General features: G+C 70.5%; 18 protein-coding genes. 11 read left to right on the forward strand and 7 right to left on the reverse strand.

From position 1 onward, the window contains the following. Positions 1–40: 40 nt before the first annotated feature. A complete protein-coding gene (gene tpiA, locus MC45_RS04850) occupies positions 41–787 on the reverse strand; it encodes a triose-phosphate isomerase (protein WP_038660224.1) in 747 nt (248 codons plus the stop codon). Positions 788–896: 109 nt separating this feature from the next. On the opposite strand from tpiA, the gene MC45_RS04855 reads away from it, so the two are divergent. Both MC45_RS04855 and trpE read left to right on the forward strand, forming a co-directional pair. Further along, positions 897–2,858, forward strand: a complete 1,962-nt coding sequence (locus MC45_RS04855) for a peptidylprolyl isomerase (RefSeq protein WP_038660226.1) — start codon at positions 897–899, stop codon at positions 2,856–2,858. A gap of 1 nt (position 2,859) precedes the next feature. Next, entirely contained in the window at positions 2,860–4,362 is a 1,503-nt protein-coding gene (gene trpE, locus MC45_RS04860; RefSeq protein WP_038660228.1) for an anthranilate synthase component I, read from the forward strand. Positions 4,363–4,401: 39 nt separating this feature from the next. On the opposite strand, the gene MC45_RS04865 is transcribed toward trpE, so the two are convergent. Next, positions 4,402–4,824 (reverse strand): hypothetical protein, encoded by a 423-nt coding sequence (locus MC45_RS04865; protein WP_038660231.1) that lies wholly within the window; start codon positions 4,822–4,824, stop codon positions 4,402–4,404. A gap of 151 nt (positions 4,825–4,975) precedes the next feature. Between MC45_RS04865 and MC45_RS04870 the strand changes: the two genes are divergently transcribed. Genes MC45_RS04870 through lexA form a run of 6 tightly spaced genes read left to right on the forward strand, consistent with a single transcriptional unit; the run spans position 4,976 to position 9,717 of the window. Further along, entirely contained in the window at positions 4,976–5,560 is a 585-nt protein-coding gene (locus MC45_RS04870) for an anthranilate synthase component II (RefSeq protein WP_038666493.1), read from the forward strand. Next, positions 5,557–6,552: an anthranilate phosphoribosyltransferase gene (trpD, locus tag MC45_RS04875; RefSeq protein ID WP_038660234.1), complete on the forward strand. Its 996-nt coding sequence runs from the start codon at positions 5,557–5,559 to the stop codon at positions 6,550–6,552. The genes MC45_RS04870 and trpD overlap by 4 nt, the downstream gene beginning before the upstream one ends. Then, on the forward strand, positions 6,549–7,325 hold the full coding sequence (gene trpC / locus MC45_RS04880; protein WP_038660237.1) for an indole-3-glycerol phosphate synthase TrpC: 777 nt from the start codon (positions 6,549–6,551) through the stop codon (positions 7,323–7,325). Before trpD ends, trpC begins: the two co-directional genes overlap by 4 nt. Next, on the forward strand, positions 7,322–7,789 hold the full coding sequence (moaC, locus tag MC45_RS04885) for a cyclic pyranopterin monophosphate synthase MoaC (RefSeq protein WP_038660240.1): 468 nt from the start codon (positions 7,322–7,324) through the stop codon (positions 7,787–7,789). The genes trpC and moaC overlap by 4 nt, the downstream gene beginning before the upstream one ends. 4 nt (positions 7,790–7,793) lie before the next feature. Continuing rightward, a complete protein-coding gene (locus tag MC45_RS04890) occupies positions 7,794–8,975 on the forward strand; it encodes a molybdopterin molybdotransferase MoeA (RefSeq protein ID WP_038660242.1) in 1,182 nt (393 codons plus the stop codon). A 58-nt stretch (positions 8,976–9,033) separates the two neighbouring features. Beyond that, on the forward strand, positions 9,034–9,717 hold the full coding sequence (gene lexA, locus MC45_RS04895; RefSeq protein ID WP_038660245.1) for a transcriptional repressor LexA: 684 nt from the start codon (positions 9,034–9,036) through the stop codon (positions 9,715–9,717). A gap of 201 nt (positions 9,718–9,918) precedes the next feature. Here lexA and MC45_RS04900 read toward each other — a convergent pair whose 3' ends face one another. Next, positions 9,919–12,039 (reverse strand): ComEC/Rec2 family competence protein, encoded by a 2,121-nt coding sequence (locus MC45_RS04900; RefSeq protein WP_245640843.1) that lies wholly within the window; start codon positions 12,037–12,039, stop codon positions 9,919–9,921. 80 nt (positions 12,040–12,119) lie between these two features. On the opposite strand from MC45_RS04900, the gene gltX reads away from it, so the two are divergent. From gltX to MC45_RS04915, 3 genes are read left to right on the forward strand one after another with little or no spacing between them, the layout of a single operon-like run. Beyond that, on the forward strand, positions 12,120–13,526 hold the full coding sequence (gltX, locus tag MC45_RS04905) for a glutamate--tRNA ligase (protein WP_038660248.1): 1,407 nt from the start codon (positions 12,120–12,122) through the stop codon (positions 13,524–13,526). A 16-nt stretch (positions 13,527–13,542) separates the two neighbouring features. Continuing rightward, a complete protein-coding gene (locus tag MC45_RS04910; RefSeq protein WP_038660251.1) occupies positions 13,543–14,826 on the forward strand; it encodes a citrate synthase in 1,284 nt (427 codons plus the stop codon). Further along, complete coding sequence (locus MC45_RS04915) at positions 14,826–15,029, forward strand: hypothetical protein (protein WP_038660255.1); 204 nt, start codon at positions 14,826–14,828, stop codon at positions 15,027–15,029. Before MC45_RS04910 ends, MC45_RS04915 begins: the two co-directional genes overlap by 1 nt. A gap of 219 nt (positions 15,030–15,248) precedes the next feature. Here the strand turns inward: MC45_RS04915 and MC45_RS04920 are convergent, their stop codons facing one another. From MC45_RS04920 to MC45_RS04935, 4 genes are all read right to left on the reverse strand, one after another. After that, positions 15,249–16,592, reverse strand: a complete 1,344-nt coding sequence (locus tag MC45_RS04920; RefSeq protein WP_038660258.1) for a sensor histidine kinase — start codon at positions 16,590–16,592, stop codon at positions 15,249–15,251. Next, entirely contained in the window at positions 16,589–17,656 is a 1,068-nt protein-coding gene (locus tag MC45_RS04925; RefSeq protein WP_245640844.1) for a DUF2336 domain-containing protein, read from the reverse strand. The genes MC45_RS04920 and MC45_RS04925 overlap by 4 nt, the downstream gene beginning before the upstream one ends. A gap of 67 nt (positions 17,657–17,723) precedes the next feature. After that, positions 17,724–18,905, reverse strand: coding sequence for a nucleotidyltransferase family protein (locus MC45_RS04930; RefSeq protein ID WP_038660264.1), 1,182 nt, complete (start codon positions 18,903–18,905; stop codon positions 17,724–17,726). A gap of 65 nt (positions 18,906–18,970) precedes the next feature. Next, a complete protein-coding gene (locus MC45_RS04935; protein WP_038660267.1) occupies positions 18,971–19,261 on the reverse strand; it encodes a hypothetical protein in 291 nt (96 codons plus the stop codon). Positions 19,262–19,333 lie beyond the last annotated feature (72 nt).

Genomic DNA, 19,333 nt, shown 5'->3' on the forward strand with positions numbered 1-19,333 from the left:
TTCGCAACGCTGACCGGGGTTCGGCGACCGCTCGCGCGTGCTACACCCCGGCCGCCGCCTCGATGATCGGCACGAACTTCGCGGCGGTCAGGCTCGCCCCGCCGACCAGCGCACCGTCGACATTGTCGCAGGCGAGGATCGTCGCGGCATTCTCCCCGGTCACCGATCCACCGTACAGGATGCGCACGCCGTCGGCGGCATCGCCGATCAGCGTGCGCAGCTTGGCGCGGGCGATCGCGTGGATCGCGCAAATCTGCTCCAGCGTCGGCGTGCGACCCGTGCCGATCGCCCAACGCGGTTCGTAGGCGAGCGTGAACCAGCTGCCGTCGGCATTGTCGGGGACCGACTTCTCGATCTGCGCCTGCACCACGCGTTCGGCGCGGTCGGCGTCGCGCTCCGCCTCGGTCTCGCCGCAGCAGGAGATGACGTGCAGCCCTTGGCGCCGCGCCGCCGCCGCCTTCGCCCAGGCATCGTGGCTGGTCTCGCCCTGGTCCATCCGTCGCTCGCTGTGGCCGACGATGGTGAAGCGCGCGCCCGCCTCGGCGACCATCGCGGCCGAGACGCAACCGGTATGCGCGCCGCTGTCCGCCTCGTGCACGTCCTCGGCGCCGATCAGCAGCCCCGGTGCCCGTTCCGCCGCGGGCGCGATCAGCGTGAACGGCACCGCGACCATCACGTCGACGCCCGGCGCGCCGGCCGCCGCCGCCGCGATGCCGTCGAGTTCGGCGAGCGCGGCACGCGATCCGTTCATCTTCCAATTGCCCGCCACCAGCTTGCGCCGCGTCATCCGACCTCCTGTTTTACATGTTCAACAAACTGTGCCCGCCCGCGCGCTTGATGGCAAGCCGCTGCGCCCCTAAAGACGCTGCTCTTCAAGAGGGACGATCGGCCTTTTCATGCTCAGCTTTTTCCGCCGGATCATCAATTCCAAGGCCGGCATCGTCGTCACCTTCATCGTCCTCGGCGTGATCGCGCTCGCCTTCGCGGCGGGCGACATCACCGGCTTGGCGGGGAATGGCACCAGCCTGTCGGGCAACAGCGTCGCCACCGTCGGCGGCCAGAAGGTCACCGCCACCGAGCTGCGCGGCCGCGTCCAGACCGAGCTGCAGGCGGCATCGCAGGAGGCCGCCCGCCAGCAGCAGCCGGCGCCGACGATGCAGCAACTGCTCGACCAGGGCGGATTGCAGGCGACGCTCGACCGGACGATCAACGGCCTCGCGCTCGAAGCGTTCGGGCGCGGCCAGCATATGATCGTCAGCAAGCGCTCGGTCGACGGCGTGATCGCCAGCATCCCCGGCCTGCGCGGCCCCAACGGCCAGTTCGACCCCGCCAATTACCAGCGCCTGCTCGCCGACCAGAAGCTCACCGACGCGCAGGTCCGCACCGACATCGCCCGCGACATCATCGCGCAGCAGCTCATGCTGCCGACGCAGGGCGCGACGCAGGTGCCGATGAAGGTCGCGCTGCCCTACGCCTCGCTGATGCTCGAAAAGCGCTCGGGGCAGGTCGCCTTCGTCCCCGCCAAGGCCGTCGACACCGGCCCGGCGCCGACCGACGCCGAGCAGCAGGCCTTCTATCGCCGCAACATCCAGCGCTACACCGTGCCCGAGCGGCGCGTCGTCCGCTATGCGGTGGTGACGCCGGAGCAGGTCAAGGCGCGCGCGGTGCCGACCGACGCCGAGATCGCCGCCGCCTACAATCAGCAGCGCAGCCGCTTCGCCGCCGCCGAGAAGCGCGACATCAGCCAGGTGGTCGTCGCCGATCAGGCGGGGGCCAATGCGCTCGCCGCCAAGGTGAAGGCCGGCACGCCGATCGCCGATGCCGCACGCGCCGCCGGGCTGGAGCCCGCGGTGCAGACCGGTCTCACCAAGCCGGCCTATGCCGCCACGAGCAGCGCGGGTATCGCCGACGCCGCCTTCGCCGCGCCCAGCGGCGGGGTAATCGGCCCGGTGCGGGGTCCGCTCGGCTGGGTCGTTGCCCGCGTCGAGAAGATCGAACAGGTGCCGGGCAAGACGCTCGAACAGGCGAAGCCGGAACTCGTCGCCGAATTGTCGACGCGCAAGCTGCAACAGGCCCTCGCCGACGTGCACGATTCGCTCGACACCGCGCTCGGCAAGAACGCCACCTTCGACGAGGCCGTCGCCGACCAGAAGCTCAGCGCGCAGACCACGCCGCCGTTGCTCGCCAACGGCACCAACCCCGACGCCCCGGCGGCACGGCCCGACCCGGCGGTGGCGCCGATCGTCGCCGCCGCCTTCCAGATGGCGGAGGGTGATCCGGCGCAGTTGGTGCCGGTCGGCCAGGACGGCGGCTTTGCGGTCGTCGCGATCGGTCGCGTCGTCCGCGCCGCGCCGCGGCCGCTCGATCAGGTGAAGACGCAGGTGATCGCCGACGTCACCGCCGATCGCGCACGCACCGCCGCGCGCAAGCTGGCGACGGATATCCTCGCCAAGGTCAACAAGGGCACGCCTTTGGCGCAGGCGATGGCCGCCTCGGGCCGCGCGCTGCCGCCGGTGCAGACCGCCGGCGCCAGCCGTGCGCAGCTCGCCGCGGCGCAGGGCAACGTCCAGCCGCCGCTCGCGCTGCTCTTCTCGATGGCGAAGGGCAATGCCAAGCTGCTGGAGGCGCCGAACAACGCCGGCTGGCTGATCGTCAAGCTCGATACGATCGTTCCCGGCAATGCCGCCGGCACGCCCGCCGCCGTCGCTGGCGCACGCGGTAGCATCGCCCGCGTCGTCGGCCGCGAATATGCCGAGCAATTCGCGCGCGCGGTCCGCAATGCGGTCGGCGTCAAGACCGATGCCGCGGCGCTGGCACGCGTCCGCGCCGATCTCGCCGGCAACACCGGCGGCAATTGAGATGACGGCGACGACCGCCGCCGTCGAGACGCTCGCCGCCGGTCGCCCGGCGTTCGTCTGGCGGCGGCAGGTCGCCGACACCGAAACGCCGGTCGCCGCCGCGCTCAAGCTGATCGAGCCAGGGCGCGGCGACTATCTGCTCGAATCGGTCGAAGGCGGCGCGACACGCGGGCGACACAGCCTGATCGGCCTCGCCCCCAACCTCGTCTTCCGCGCGCACGGCGATACCGCCGAGATCAACCGACATTGGGCCACCGACCGCGACGCTTTCGTACCGACCGGCGTCCCGACGCTCGAGGCGCTGCGCAAGCTGGTCGCCGAATGCCGGGGCGACGTGCCCGCCGAACTGCCCAAGGCGCTCGCCTGCCTCGTCGGCTATTTCGGTTATGAGACGATCCGACTGGTCGAACGGCTCGACGCGCCCGCCGCCGATCCGCTCGGCCTGCCCGACATGCTGTTCGTCCGCCCGACGGTGATCTGCGTGTTCGACCGGCTCGCCGACGCGCTCTATCTCGTCGCGCCGGTGTGGCCCGATGCGGCACACGACCCGGCGAAGCTCGTCGCCGATGCGGAGGAACGGCTCGACGGCGTCGCCGCCCGCCTCGCCAATACGCCGCTGCCCGCACCGGTACAGGCGGTCCCGGACGATCTCGCTTATACCCCGGCGATCCCGCCTGCGGATTACGCCCGCATGGTGGCGCGCGCGCAGGCCTATATCGCTGCCGGCGACATCTTCCAGGTGGTGCTGGCGCAGCGCTTTTCGGCGCCGTTCGCGCTGCCGCCGTTCGAGCTGTACCGCAGCCTCCGCCGGATCAACCCGTCGCCCTTCCTCTACCATCTCGACCTGCCCGGCTTCGCGCTGATCGGGTCGAGCCCGGAGATCCTCGTCCGCGTCCGCGACGGCGAGGTCACCATTCGCCCGATCGCCGGCACCCGTCCCCGCGGCAAGACCGCCGCCGAGGACGAGAGCAACCGCGACAGCCTGCTTGCCGATCCCAAGGAACGCGCCGAGCATCTCATGCTGCTCGATCTCGGTCGCAACGATGTCGGCCGGTCCTCCGCGCCCGGTTCGGTGCGGGTGACGGCGAGTTATGGCATCGAGCTGTACAGCCATGTCATGCACATCGTCTCGAACGTCGTCGGGGTGCTGTCGCCCACCGCCGATGCGATCGACGCGCTCCTCGCCGGATTTCCGGCCGGCACGGTCAGCGGCGCCCCCAAGGTGCGTGCCTGCCAGATCATCGCCGAGCTCGAACCCGAACGCCGCGGCGCCTATGCCGGTGGTGTCGGCTATTTCTCGCCCGACGGCTCGATGGACAGCTGCATCGTGCTGCGCACCGCGGTGGTGAAGGACGGCACGATCCACGCGCAGGCCGGCGCCGGCATCGTCGCCGACAGCGATCCCGCGTCGGAACAACGCGAATGCGAGGCCAAGGCCGGCGCCATCCTCGCCGCCGCGCGCGATGCGGTCGGCCGCGCCGCCGAAGGCGGCTTCGGCCAGTAACCGCCGCCGCGTCGAGGCGCGGCGGCAGGGGATTAGCGATCAGGGCACCGAAGCATCGGCATCCTGCTTGGCACGACGCTCCGCCGCCCATTGGCGGTTGGTCGCCAGCGCACAGCCGCTCTGGCCGCCGGTGCCGACCGGCGAACAGGTGTCGGGAAGGCCGCCGGCAGCCCGGCCGACCTGGTCCATCGTCGCGGCGCGATTGCCCCATGCCTGGTTCTTGGCCGGGATCGGACCGCTGTCGCGGAACTGCTTGGGGATGCGATAGGGCTGTTCGAGCGTCGAGCAGATGACGATCTCGGTATCGCTGCTTTGCGGGCATTTCTGGCCGACGCCGAGCGTGACCGCGCGCACGCGCTGCGGCGGCGTGCCCGACCCTGCCGTATCCGCCACCGGCGCGCTCTGCGCACCGGCAACCGCGGGCAACGCGATCAAAGCGGCAATCATCAACGGGCGGAACATGGCATGCGTCTCCTTTGCGACCTCAACGTGCAGGCGACGCAGTTTCTCCCGGCGCGCGACACGGAGCGGTTATAAGCGCCCGGAGATTGCTACAGGATTGCCGGGACGCAACAGGCGTTGCACCGGCGCGGGCATCGTTTATGGCGGCGCGATGATCTTGGTCGTCGACAATTACGACAGCTTCACCTGGAACCTCGTCCACTATCTCATGGAGCTGGGCAGCGAGGTGGAGGTGGTGCGCAACGATGCCATTTCGGCGGGACAGGCGCTGTCGTCGGGCGCGGAGGCGTTCCTGATCTCGCCCGGCCCGTGTACGCCGACCGAGGCGGGGGTGAGCCTCGATCTCGTCGCCGCCGCTGCCGATGCCGGCCGGCCGTTGCTTGGCGTCTGCCTCGGCCATCAGGCGATCGGCCAGCATTTCGGCGGTCGTGTCGAGCGCGGCGGGCTGATGCACGGCAAGACCTCGCCCGTCGCCCACGACGGTACCGGCCTGTTCGAGGGCCTGCCCTCGCCGTTCACCGCGACGCGCTATCACAGCCTGATCGTCAACGACGTCCCCGCACCGCTGGTGGTGAATGCGCGCGCCGACGACGGTAACGTTATGGGCTTCCGCCACGCGACGCTGCCGATCCACGGCGTCCAGTTCCATCCCGAAAGCATCGCCACCGAACACGGCCATGCGATGCTCGCCAATTTCCTGCGGATCGCCGGCATCGCGGTCAAGGCGCCGGCGTGACGATCCTGACGCTGCTGCCCGATCCGTCGACGCCGCTGTCGCGCGAGAGCGCGGCGCAGGCCTTCGCCGACATCCTCGACGCGCGCGTGTCGGAAGAGGCGATCGCCGCCTTCCTCATCGCTTTGTCCGACCGCGGCGAGACGAGCATCGAGATCGCCGAGGCCGCGCGCGCCCTTCGCGCCCGCCTCATCCCGATCGCCGCCCCCGCCGGCGCGATCGACGTCTGCGGCACCGGCGGCGACGGCCATCACACGCTCAACGTCTCGACCGCGGTGGCGTTGGTCGTCGCCGCCTGCGGCGTGCCCGTCGCCAAGCACGGCAACCGCGCCGCCTCGTCCAAGGCGGGCGCCGCCGACACGCTCGAGGCGATCGGCCTCGACTTGGAGGTCGCCGGCGCCACCGCCGAGGGCAGCCTCGCCGATCTCGGCATCGCCTTCCTGTTCGCCGCCAACCATCATCCCGCGATGGCGCGGATCACCCCGATCCGCCGCCGCATCGGCAAGCGCACCATCTTCAACCTGATGGGGCCGCTCGCCAATCCGGCGCATGTCACGCATCAGCTGATCGGCATCGCCCGCCCCGATTACGCCGGCCTCTATGCCGAGGCGCTCGACCAGCTCGGCACCGCCCGCGCCGCGGTGATCTCGGGCGAGGAGGGGCTCGACGAACTCTCCACCGCCGGCCCGAGCATCGCGGTCAACGTCGGCAGCGCGACGCTGCCGCGCACGATCGTGCCAGAGGACGCCGGCCTGCCGCGCCATCCGCTCGCCGCGATCCGCGGCGGCGACCCCGCCTATAACGCCGCCGCGCTGCGCCGCCTGCTTGCCGGCGAGCCGGGCGCCTATCGCGACGCGGTGCTGCTCAACGCCGCCGCCGCGCTGGTCGTCGCCGGCCACAGTCCCCATCTCACCGCCGGCGCGCACGCCGCCGCGGCCGCGCTCGACGACGGCCGCGCGGGCGCGCTGCTCGACCGCTGGATCGCCTACCGATGACCATCCTCTCCCGCATCATCGAAACCAAACGCGCCGAGGTCGCCGCACGCAAGGCGACCACGAGCCTCGCCGATCTCGACGCACGCATCGCCGCGGTGACCAAACCGCGCGGCTTCCGCGCCGCGCTCGACGCCAGGCCGGGCCACGCGCTGATCGCCGAGATCAAGAAGGCGAGCCCGTCGAAGGGCCTGATCCGCGCCGATTTCGATCCCCCCGCCCATGCCCGCGCCTATCAGGCGGGCGGCGCCGCCTGCCTGTCGGTGCTCACCGACGAGCAATGGTTTCAGGGCTCCGACGACTATCTCATCGCCGCGCGCGCCGCCTGCGACCTGCCGGTGATCCGCAAGGATTTCATGGTCGATCCGTGGCAGGCGACCGAAAGCCGCTCGATCGGCGCCGACGCGATCCTCATCATCGTCGCCGCGCTCGACGACAACCAGATGGCGGAGATCGAGGCATCGGCGCGCGACTGCGGCATGGACGTACTGGTCGAGGTGCACGACGCGCACGAACTCGACCGCGCGCTCAAGCTCAAGTCGCGACTGATCGGGGTCAACAACCGCGACCTGCGCGACTTCACCGTCGATTTCGCCCGCACCTACGAACTGGTCGACAAGGCGCCCAAGGGCTGCACCTTCGTCGCCGAGAGCGGGCTCGAGACGCGCGCCGATCTCGATGCGATGGCCGCACACGGCGTGCACTGCTTCCTGATCGGCGAGGCGCTGATGCGCGCCGACGACGTCGAGGCCGCGACCCGCGCGATGATCGAATGAGCGGGCTCACCCATCTCGACGCCGACGGCGCCGCGCATATGGTCGATGTCGGCGACAAGGCGGTGACCAGCCGCCGCGCCGTCGCCACCGGCCATATCGCGGTCGCCGCGGATGCGCTCGCCGCGATCCGCGACGGTGCGGCGAAGAAGGGCGACGTGCTCGCCGTCGCCCGCGTCGCCGGCATCATGGCGGCGAAGAAGACCGCCGAGCTCATCCCGCTCTGCCACCCCCTCCCCCTCACCCGCGTCACGCTCGATCTGGTGCTCGACGACACCGGCATCACCGCCACCGCGCTCGCCGCGACCGACGGCAAGACCGGCGTCGAGATGGAAGCGCTCACCACCGTGTCGGTCGCGCTGCTGACCATCTACGACATGGCGAAGGCGATGGACCGCGGCATGATGATCACCGGCATCCGCCTGCTCGAAAAGGCCGGCGGCAAGTCCGGCGACTGGCGCGCCTGACGCCATGGCGCTGTTGCCGATCGCCGAGGCGCAAGCCCGCCTGTTCGCCTCGGCGGCCCCGGTCGCCGTCGAAGAGGTACCGCTCGCTCAGGCGCACGGACGCTGGGCCGCCGCCGACGTCGGCGCCCGCCGGACGCAGCCGGCGACCGATCTGTCGGCGATGGACGGCTATGCCATCCGCTTCGCCGACCTCCCCGGTCCCTGGACGCTGATCGGCGAAAGCGCCGCCGGCCGCCCCTTCGCCGGCGCGGTCCGCCCGGGCGAAACGGTTCGGATCTTTACCGGCGCGGCGATGCCCGCGGGCGCCGACACGGTGATGATCCAGGAGGAAGTCGCCGCCGACGGCACGGCAATCCGGCTGACCGGCGAAGGTCCGCCGACGCAGGGCCGCAACACCCGCCGCCGCGGCCTCGATTTCACCACCGGTGACCGGCTGATCGCGCAGGGCGAGCGGCTGACCGCCGCGCGGATCGCGGTCGCGGCGACCGGCGGCGTGGCGACGATCGCCGTCCACCGCCGCGTGCGGGTCGCGATCTGCGCGACCGGCGACGAACTGGTCGAGCCCGGCCGCGGCGCCTCGCCCGACGCGCTCCCCGAATCGAACCGCGCGATGCTGGCGGCGCTGCTCGCCGACCTGCCGATCGAATTGATCGATCTCGGCATCCTCCCCGACGATCTCGCCACGTTGCGGGACGCCTTCGCCGGTGTCGAAGCCGATTTGCTCGTCACCACCGGCGGCGCTTCGGTCGGCGACCACGATCTCGTCCGCCCTGCGCTCGAGGCGGCCGGCGGCAGCATCGACTTCTGGCGGATCGCGCTGCGCCCCGGCAAGCCGATGATGGCGGGCCGGCTCGGCGACACGATCCTGCTCGGCCTGCCCGGTAATCCGGTGTCCGCGTTCGTCACCGCGTTGCTGTTCGTCAAACCGCTGGTCGCGCACCTCGCGGGCGCCGCCGACCCGCTACCGCGCACGACGATGACCATCCTCGGCGAGGACCTGCCCGCGAACGGCCCGCGCACCGACTATCTGCGCGCCGAGCTGCGCGACGGTCGCGCCTTTGCCTCGACCATCCAAGACAGTTCGATGCTCCTCACGCTCGCCCGCTCGCACTGCCTGATCGTGCGGCCGGTCGACGCGCCTGCCACCAGTGCGGGCGACTCGGCACAAATCCTCGTCATCGCTTGACGGGCGCTATCCTGTTCCCTAGAAGTTCCGCGTCTGTTCCGACGGGGAAGGTCCGCTCATGCTCACGCGCAAGCAACACGAGCTCGTTTGCTTCATCAACGACCGGCTGGAAGAAACCGGCATCTCGCCCTCGTTCGAGGAGATGAAGGAAGCGCTCGACCTGAAATCCAAATCGGGCGTGCATCGCCTGATCAGCGCGCTCGAGGAACGGCATTTCATCCGCCGTCTGCCCAACCGTGCCCGTGCGCTCGAAGTGCTGCGCATGCCGGAACGGTCGGAACGCAAGCCCGCGCCGGCCGCCCCGGCCGTGCCCCCTGCCAAGACCGGCAACGTCCGCCCCGCGGCGACGCCGGCCAACGACGTCATCGAAATCCCGCTGCACGGCCGCATCGCCGCCGGCGTGCCGATCGAGGCGTTCGAGGGAAGCTCGATGCTCGCGGTGCCGGCCGCGCTGCTCGGTTCGGGCGAACATTATGCGCTGGAAGTATCGGGCGATTCGATGGTCGAGGCGGGCATTCTCGACGGCGACTATGCGCTGATCCGCCGGACCGAAGTCGCCCGCGACGGCGAGATCGTCGTCGCGCTGATCGACGACAGCGAGGCGACGCTCAAATATTTCCGTCGCGAGGGCGCGATGGTCCGGCTCGATCCGGCCAATCGCGCCTATGAACCGCAACGCTACGTGCCCTCGCACGTCCGCGTGCAAGGCAAATTGTCGGGCATCCTGCGCCGCTACGATTGAGCCGCCGGCGGGATCGCATATGGGCCTCCATGTATGCCCAACGCTTTCCACCCTCTCTCGGTCACCCCGGACTTGTTCGAGACCTCTGCGAACGTCATCCCAGTGCTCCTGCGAAAGCAGGAGCCCAGGAGTCCGGAACGCCATACGCCGTTGTTCTGCTTGGCTCTGGACTCCTGCGTCCGCAGGAGCACTGGCGGACTTTCACGGGGCACCCCATCGACGCTTTCTATGGTGCTCGCCCGTCACCGCCGGCATGACCCGCACGGCAGCGAACCACGGATGCGCATCCGCGTCGCGCCGCACCGTCCGCACGTCGCCACCCGCGAAGGTCACCGCGACCCCGCCGGTCCGCCGCAGCATCGGCGCGTCCAGCCGGAGCCAGCGCGGCCGGCACGTTCGCGGCAGATGGCGTTCGCTCACCACCACATCCGCACGCGCACAGGCCGTCGCGAGATCGTCGCGGTTCACCGGATACAGGCTCCGCGTCGCCAGCACCCGCCAGCGCCGCCCGCCCGCATCCACATCGACCGCACAGGCATCGCGCGTGCAGCGCGCCGCCGCCTGCTCCCCCAATAGCATCCCCGCGTCGGCGCCGCCGTTTTCGGCGAGCATGTCCCGCGTATAGTCCCCGGCCCGATCACGCAGCAGCGCCAGCCCGCCGCCGACACGCACCGCCATATGCCGCCCGTCGCCCGTCACCAGCAGGTCGGGCGCGGGCGTCAGCCACGTCCAGCCCGCACCGATGACGAGCGGTACCACGCCGAGCCGCCGCCACCGCGTCCGCCACAAAGCCAGCCACAATCCCCCCGCCACCAAGAGCGCAAACGCCGCCGCCGGCATCGACGGCAGCGCAAGCGACGATCCCGGCGCAGCGGCGACCGCATGCGCGAGGACCAGCAACAGGCGTAAGGCGACATCGGTCGCCCACCAGACCGGCCCGCCGCAGCCCAAGGCGTCGAGCAGCAGGGCGAGGGCCTCCAGCGGCATCACCACGAAGGTGGTGAGCGGGATGGCGACGATGTTCGCCGCCGAGCCGTAGAGCCCCGCTTTGTGGAAGTGATAGACTGCGATCGGCATCAGCGCCGCCTCGACGACCAGCCCGGTGAGCAGCAGCGACACCAGCGATCGCAGCACGCGAGCCATTCGCCCCTCCTCGCGCGGCGCGAACCATGATTCGACACGCGGATGCTCGTGCAGCGCGACGATCGCCGCGATCGCCGCGAAGGACAGTTGGAAGCTCGCGCCGGTCACCGCCTCCGGCCAGACGAGCAGCACCGTCATCGCGCCCGCGGCGACCAGCCGCAACGTCACCGCCTCGCGCCCGAGCACCAGTGCCCCCAGCACCAGCAGCGATGCGACGCAGGACCGGATCGTCGGCACCTGACTGCCGGTGAGCCAGGTATAGCCGATCGCCGCCAGCGCTCCTGCCGCCGCCGCGACCAGCGGCAACCGGACGCGGATCGCCAGCCACGGCCACAAGGCGAGCAGCCGCATGACCAGCAGCATCGTCGCACCGACGGCTGCGGTGATGTGCAACCCGCTGACCGACAAGAGATGCGCGAGGCCGGCGCGGCGCATCGCTTCCGAATCGTCCGGGGTGATCGCACCCTCGTCACCGGTGGCAAGCGCGGCCGCGATCCCGCCGCGGCTGCCGTCCAGCCGGGCGGTGATATGATCGGTCAGCCGCGTCCGCAGGCCACCCCCCGCCGGGGCGGGCCGGATCACCGTCACCGGCGCGAAACCACGCCCGGTCGCGCCGATACCCGCGAACCACGCCACCCGTGCGAAATCATAGGCGCCGGGCACCGCGGCGTCGGGCGGCGGCATCAGTCGCGCCCGCAGCCGGACGACCGCACCCGCCCCCAGGTCCGCCGGTACGTCCGCCGCGGCGAGATTGACCCGCAGCCGCGTCGGCAGGCCCTGGCCGGCGTCGGCGCGGATCGTCAGCCGCATCAGTCCGCGCGCGATCAACGGCTCGGCCCGCTCGACGCTGCCGCGTACCACCGCGACGACCGGGCGTGCGAGCACCGGTTCGGCGACCCGCTCCGCCCGCCACCAGATCAGCGCCAACCCGGCGGCGACGGCCACGGCACCGAGCGCGACGACCCGCGCAGCCCGGTCGCCGCGTGCCAACCCGATGGCGGCGAATGCCACGGCGGCGCACAGCAGCAGCGTCGTCGTCCACGTCCGCGGATCGGGCAGCACGAACCACGCCGCGATCCCGCCACCGAATGCCACCGGCAGCCACAGCACCAACTGATCGCGTTCCGCCTCCAGCCATTCTTCGATACCGACGCGCAACCGTTCCATGGCGCGGGGCATTTGAAGGCGCAGAAGCCGCGTGCTAGGGCCCGCGGCGGCCGCTCCGGCCGTCACGTCTCGAACCTTGGGAGCAAGCGCGGTTGAGCGCCACGAACGATAATCCTGCGACGATCGTCACGCGCTTCGCGCCGTCGCCGACCGGCTATCTGCATCTCGGCGGTGCGCGCACCGCGCTGTTCAACTGGCTCTACGCGCGCCATCATGGCGGCACGTTCCTGCTGCGCATCGAGGACACCGATCGCGCCCGCTCCACCCAGCCGGCGATCGACGCGATCCTCGGTGGGCTCAAATGGCTCGGCCTCGACTGGGACGGCGACGCCGTCTTCCAGTTCGCCCGCGCCGACCGTCATGCCGAAGTCGCGCATCAGATGGTCGCCAGCGGCCATGCCTATCGCTGCTACATGACCGCCGAGGAGATCACCGCCCAGCGCGAGGCGGCGCAGGCGGCGAAGCAGCCGCTGCGCATCCGCTCGCCGTGGCGCGACGCCGATCCGGCGACCGCACCCGCGGGCCAGCCCTTCGTCGTCCGCCTCAAGGCGCCGCGCGACGGCGCGACGACGATCGAGGATCGCGTCCAGGGGTCGGTAACCGTCCAGAATGCCGAACTCGACGATCTGATCCTCCTGCGCTCGGACGGGACGCCGACGTACATGCTCGCGGTGGTGGTCGACGACCATGACATGGGCGTGACGCACGTCATCCGCGGCGACGACCATCTCAACAACGCCTTCCGCCAGCTGCCGATCTACAAGGCGAACGGCTGGCCCGAGCCGATCTACGCGCATATCCCGCTGATCCACGGCACCGACGGCGCCAAACTGTCGAAGCGTCACGGCGCGGTCGGCATCGAGGCCTATCGCGACGAATTGGGCATATTGCCGGAAGCCTTCGACAATTACCTCCTGCGCCTCGGCTGGGGCCATGGCGACGACGAGATCATCAGCCGCGAACAGGCGACCGAATGGTTCGACCTCGCCGGCGTCGGCAAGAGCCCGTCGCGCTTCGACCTCAAGAAGCTCGAGAACCTCAACGGTCATTATATCCGCGCCGCCGACGATGCCCGCCTCGCCGCGCTGATCGCGCCGATCGGCGGCTATGCGGACACGGAGTTGCTGACCCGCGCGATGCCGGTGCTCAAGGCGCGCGCCGCCAATCTCAACGAACTGAGCGAGGGCGCGCGCTTCCTGTTCGCCCACCGCCCGCTCGACCTCGATCAGGCAGCTTCGGACCTGCTCGGCGGCACCGCACCCCAGCTTCTCGCTGCGCTGCACGCCGCGCTTGACGCGGTGCAGCAGTGGGATCAGGAGGCTCTCGAAGCAGCGGTACGGCAGGTCGCCGAGGCCCAGGGCGTCAAGCTCGGCCAGGTCGCCCAGCCGCTCCGCGCCGCTCTCACCGGGCGCAAGACATCGCCCGGAATCTTCGACGTGCTCGCGCTTCTCGGCAAAGAGGAAAGCCTCGGCCGGATCGCGGACCGAATGGCAGTCTGATAGGAAGGACAACGACATGACCGACGCCGCCAAAGTATCCGTGGACGGTAAGGATTTCGACTACCCGGTCATGTCCGGCACGGTCGGGCCGGATGTCGTCGACATCCGGAAGTTCTACGCCCAGACCGGCGACTTCACCTACGATCCGGGCTTCACCTCGACGGCGTCGTGCCAATCGAAGCTGACCTATATCGACGGTGACGAAGGCGTTCTGCTGCACCGCGGCTATCCGATCGGCGAGCTGGCGGAAAATTCCAGCTTCATGGAGGTCGCCTACCTACTGCTCAACGGCGAGCTGCCCGAGAAGGGCGAGCTGGCGCAGTTCGAGCATACCATTTCGCGGCACACGATGGTGCATGAGCAGCTCGCGACCTTCTTCCGCGGCTTCCGTCGCGACGCCCATCCGATGGCGATCCTCTGCGGCGTCGTCGGCGCGCTGTCGGCCTTCTACCACGATTCGACCGACATCCACGATCCGGTGCAGCGTACGATCGCCAGCCACCGCCTGATCGCCAAGATGCCGACGATCGCCGCGATGGCGTACAAGTACAGCGTCGGCCAGCCGTTCCTGTATCCCGACAATTCGCTCAGCTACACCGGCAACTTCCTGCGCATGACCTTCGGCGTCCCGGCCGAGCCTTATGAGGTGAATCCGGCGGTCGAGAAGGCGATGGATCGCATCTTCATCCTCCACGCCGACCACGAGCAGAACGCGTCGACCTCGACCGTGCGTCTCGCCGGTTCGTCGGGCGCCAATCCGTTCGCGTGCATGGCGGCGGGCATCGCCTGTCTGTGGGGGCCGGCGCATGGCGGCGCCAACGAGGCGGCGCTCAACATGCTGCGCGAAATCGGCACGCCCGAGCGCATCCCCGAATTCATCGCCCGCGCCAAGGACAAGAACGATCCGTTCCGCCTGATGGGCTTCGGTCATCGCGTCTACAAGAACTACGATCCGCGCGCGACGGTGATGCAGAAGACGGTGCGCGAGGTGTTCGACGCGCTCAAGGTCAACGATCCGCTGTTCGACACCGCGCTGCGGCTCGAGGAACTGGCGCTCAGCGACGAGTATTTCATCGAGAAGAAGCTGTTCCCGAACGTCGACTTCTATTCGGGCGTGATCCTGTCGGCGATCGGTTTCCCGACCTCGATGTTCACCGTCCTCTTCGCGCTCGCCCGCACCGTCGGCTGGGTCGCGCAGTGGAACGAGATGATCACCGATCCCGACCAGAAGATCGGCCGTCCGCGCCAGCTCTACACCGGCCCGACGCAGCGTAGCTACGTTCCGGTGGACCAGCGCTGATGCGCCGCGCCCGGCCGGTCCTGCTTTCCGTCGGCGTCCTCATGGCGCTGATGGGGATGCTGTGGATCGGCCAGGGCCTCGGTTACATCCACTGGCCTGAGTCGAGCTTCATGCTCGACCAGCGGCCGTGGGCCGACCGAGGCGTCGCGCTCGCCGTCGCGGGGCTGCTTCTGATTCTGGTGGCGCGACGGATGCGGCGGTAAGTCGATCGCCGTATAATTCCTCCCCCGCCAGGGGGGTGGCACGGCGCAGCCGTGTCGGAGGGGGAGGAAAGGGTGGGAGCCCGCTTCTAAGGCTCCCGCCCTTTCCTCCCCCTCCACCATTCGGCTGGAGCCGAATGGTCCCCCTCCCCCTTGCGGGGGAGGATTTCAAGAAAGTCACGGTTCGGAAATGCCGATCCCCGACATCCTGCGGCGATGCCCCTAAATCGGCAGCGACAGTGTGAACCGCGCACCGTCTCCCGGCACGCTCTCCACGGCAAGATCGCCTCCCATCGCCCGCGCCAGCCGGCGCGCGATATAGAGGCCGAGGCCGTTGCCGCCCGCCTCGCTCGGATCGACCCGCTCGAACTTCTCAAAGATGCGGGCCTGATCCTCCGGCGCGATACCCTTGCCCTGATCCGCGACGACCGCTTCGGCCATGTCGCCGCTGCGGCTGACCGTGACGCTGACGACGCCACCCTCGGCCGAATAGCGCAGCGCGTTGCCGATCAGATTGACCATGATCTGCAAAGCCCGACGAAAATCCCCGGAGGCCGGCACGCGCAAGTCCGGCAAGGGGCGCGCGATCGCCACGCCGGCATTGGCGGCGCGAACCGACAGCAGGCCGGCCGCGCGCCGGGCGACGTCGGCAAGATCGATCGCCTCGGTTTCCAGTGAGAAATCGGCGCGCTCGACCGCCTGCAGATCGACGAGGTCGTCGACCAGTCCGAGCAGATGGCGACCGGCATTGGCGATATCCGATGCATAATCGACATAGTCGCGTTGCACCGGCCCCTCCGCCTCGGCGTGGATCGTGTCGGCGTGCGCGATGATCCGCGCGAGCGGCGAGCGCAACGCGCGATCGAGCCCCTCGGTGAAGTCGGTCGAGATCGTCGCCTCGACCGGCGCAGGCGCGGTTTCCGCGACGCGCGCCACGCCGGCCAGCCCGGCGAAATCGCCCGCGGCATCTTCCTTGACCGTCGCGGTCAGCAGCATGCGCGTATCGCCGCTGCGTAGCCGCGCGTGCTGCTCGTCGAACGGGCGCCGCCGCGCCACCGCCTCGAGGATCGGCAAGGCGCCACTCTCGGTCGCATCGAGCGTGAACAGCGAAGTCAGCGGCTGGCCGAGCAGCCCGAGCGCATCGAGCCCCAGCCGCCGCGCCGGATCGATCGAGACGAAGGTCAGTCGCAGGCCGGCGTCGGTCTCCCACGACATCGCGCCATCCTCGATCACCGTCGCCAGCGGTCGTTCCGCGACAGGCTGCGGGCGCAAGCCGCGCCAGCCGCTCACCGCCATCCGCACCCCCTCGCCGTCCGGCTGCACCCGCACCCAGAGTTCGAGGTCCGCGTCCTGATCGGCGACCGTCACCGACCGCGACACCAGGATGCCGAGTCGCCGCGCGAGCCGCACCACCGTCGCCAGCTGCGGGATCGCCAGCGTCGCCCCGATCGCCCCGCCGGCCTGATCGTTGAGCGCCATCAGCGCCGGGTCGGCGGCGATCAACCGCCCCTCGCCGTCGAGCGAGGCATGGCTTAGCGGCATGTCGGGAATGCTGTCGACCCTCATCGCACCGCCTCGCGAGTGAGCGCCGCGATCGCCATGCGCAGATCGTGGTGCAGCGTCAACGGCGCCAGCGCCGACCGCGCCGCCTCCGCCGACACCGTGACGATCGCGTCGAGATCGTCGGCGAACGCCTCGATGTCGCGGCGCGGGTCGGCATCCGCCAGGGCGAGGGCGATCCGTGCGATCGCGCTCCGGTCGAGCCCGGCTGCGCGCAAGGCCAGCCACAACCTGTCGCCTTCGGGTTCGAGGACGATCGTCCGCGCGCCCTCGAAGTCGAGATCGACCGCCCGGCCGAGCACCGCGATGAACAGCAACAGCCGCCGGTCGCCCAGCGTTTCGATCAGCAGTTCGCCGACCTCGTGCGGGCGCGCGTCGATCGCCGCCGCCAGCCGCACCGCGGCAGCTTCGGGGCGCTGCCCCTCGTCGTGTGCGGCGAGATTGCGTTGTGCCGCCTCAACGATTGCGCGGTCGACGCCGCCGTCCTCGCCGCCCGCAGCGACCTGCGCCTCGCGGATCGCGGCCGCGACCCACCAGACCAGTTGATGATGGCGTTCGGCGGGCAGGATGCCGGTCACCACCCCGCCCTGCTCGGCAGCGGCGCGGCGCCGGGTCTCCGCCGACAGCAACGCGCGCGCGGCTGCGGCGACGACGCCGTCGTCGACCTCGGCGAGCCGGACCAGCAGGCTCGCCTGTTCCGGGGTCGCGGCGCTGGGCGCGAGGCGCGCGGCGATAAGATCGCAGGACACCTGGGCGAGCAGCTCGTCGATCAGCAGCCGGTCGCGCAGCAGCCCGGCGCGGGACAGTCGCCGCACCACGTCGTCCTGCGCCGTCAGCAAATGCTCGGCGCGTGTTTCGGCACCACGTCCAGACAGGATGCGCGCCGCATGACGACGGATCTCCGTCTCGATCCCCTGCACGACGCCGCTCAGCACCCGGCCCAGCGTCAGCCGCGTCCGCTCGTCGAGCCGCGCCTCTTCGGCGAGGAAGAAGTCCGCGATCGCTCCCGTCAGGCGTGCGTCCGCCCGCGCGGCGAGCCGGCGCGCTGCATTGATACGGGTGTCCAGCACATCCCGCTCCGTCTGTTCCGGTCCGACCGCCATGGCCTGACGCTACCTCTCTATCATTAAGACAGCGCTAAGGGTGCCGCCGCAATCGTTCGATTGCAGCGGCAAGCGTGGCGGCGGCGTAGACGGCGGCAAGACCGAGCCCGACGGCGGGCGCCGAGACGATCGCACCGCACCAGAGGAGCAGCAGATAGGCGGGCGCACTGCCCCACCAGCTCCGCCGCGGTCGGTGCCCGAGCGCGCGTTCGCCGAGCACCGCAAGCAGGACGAGACCGATCGCCAGGATCTCCGGCGCGCCGTCCGCCTGTGCCTGCGCAGCCTGTCGACCGTAGAACAACGCCGCCAGCGCCGGCAGGCCACCGGCAAGCCGCTGCAACCAGCGCTCCGCCGCCGGCTCGTCGCGCAGGTCCGCCAGCGTCGCGGCCAGCGACAGGCCGAGCGTGCCGAGCACCGTCAGCAACAGCCCCGATCCCGGATAGGCGATGGCGATCAACGTCAGCCCTAGCACGCCGACGACCCCCGCGCCCGCCGCCACCGCGGTCGCCGGAACGGCGCGCGGCACGAGCAACGGGATCACCGTGCGCGCGAGCGGCGCCGTGACGAATCGCTCGAACCAGCCGCTGCGGCCGGAGATCATCGCCGCCAGCACCGTCCGCCCCCGCGCCTCCAACGCCGCCGCGGCATGGCCGACGCCGTGGCCACCGCGGATCGCCTCCTGTGGCAGCAGCACGTGCACCGCATGCGCCTGCGAGGCGAGGCGCACCAGCGTCGACTGGACGTCATAATCACGCGGCATCGCGGCCAGCTCCGCGAGCCGGCGCGGATCGAGCCGCGCCACCCCCGCCCAGACCATGCCGCTGCCCACCCGCTCATAGCCCAGCGCCGCCTGATCCTCGGGCATCACCAGCAAGGCGTCGCCGCCGTCCCGCGCCAGCGCCGCCAGCGTCTCCGCGGTCGTTGTCAGGCCGTCGGCGAGCATCAGCACGCGGGCCAGCGGGTGGAGCTTCTCCGCCGCCTCGGCCGCGGTGCGGACCGTATCGACCGCGACGCCGCGCTTGCCGATCCGGCTGATCGCGCCGAGCAATTCCGGCGTCAGCCGCGCGACGAGGATCACGATCTGCGACGCGCCCGACGCGATCAGCAGGCGTGCCTGATATTCGATGAGCGTCACGCCGCCGAACGGCAGCGTCGCGGTCAGCATCGCGGGCCGATCATCCGCGTCGTGCATGGCGAAGAGAAGGCCGGCGAGCATCCGGCCGCTGTTAGGCGGTGATGCCGCCCCTGCCTAGAGCCACGCGCGCTTTGTCGCGCGTCGCCTCAGAGCCGGTCGATCGACCGCCGCAGCTTGGCGAGCAGTGCCGCATCGTGGGGCAGTTCGGCCGCCTGCGTCGCGAGCGCCATCAGACGGACCGCGCCGAAGCTCGCCGCCAGCCCCTTCAATCGCGCCGCCGCGCCGCGCCATTCGTCGTCGTCCTGCGCCGCCTCCAGCGCGACCAGGCCGCGCTGCGCGCTCTCGACGAACGCCAGCCGCAACTCGGCGATCAGCGCCGGTTCGTCACCCACTGCCGCGGCCAGCGCCGCATCGATCGCACCTGGATCATAAGCCATCGCCGGTATGTAGCGCCGCGCTGCTTAACCAAGTGTTGCGGTTTTGCTTTATGAGGGTCGCGAAGACGGGTA

Source organism: Sphingomonas taxi (assembly GCF_000764535.1).
Lineage (GTDB): Bacteria > Pseudomonadota > Alphaproteobacteria > Sphingomonadales > Sphingomonadaceae > Sphingomonas > Sphingomonas taxi.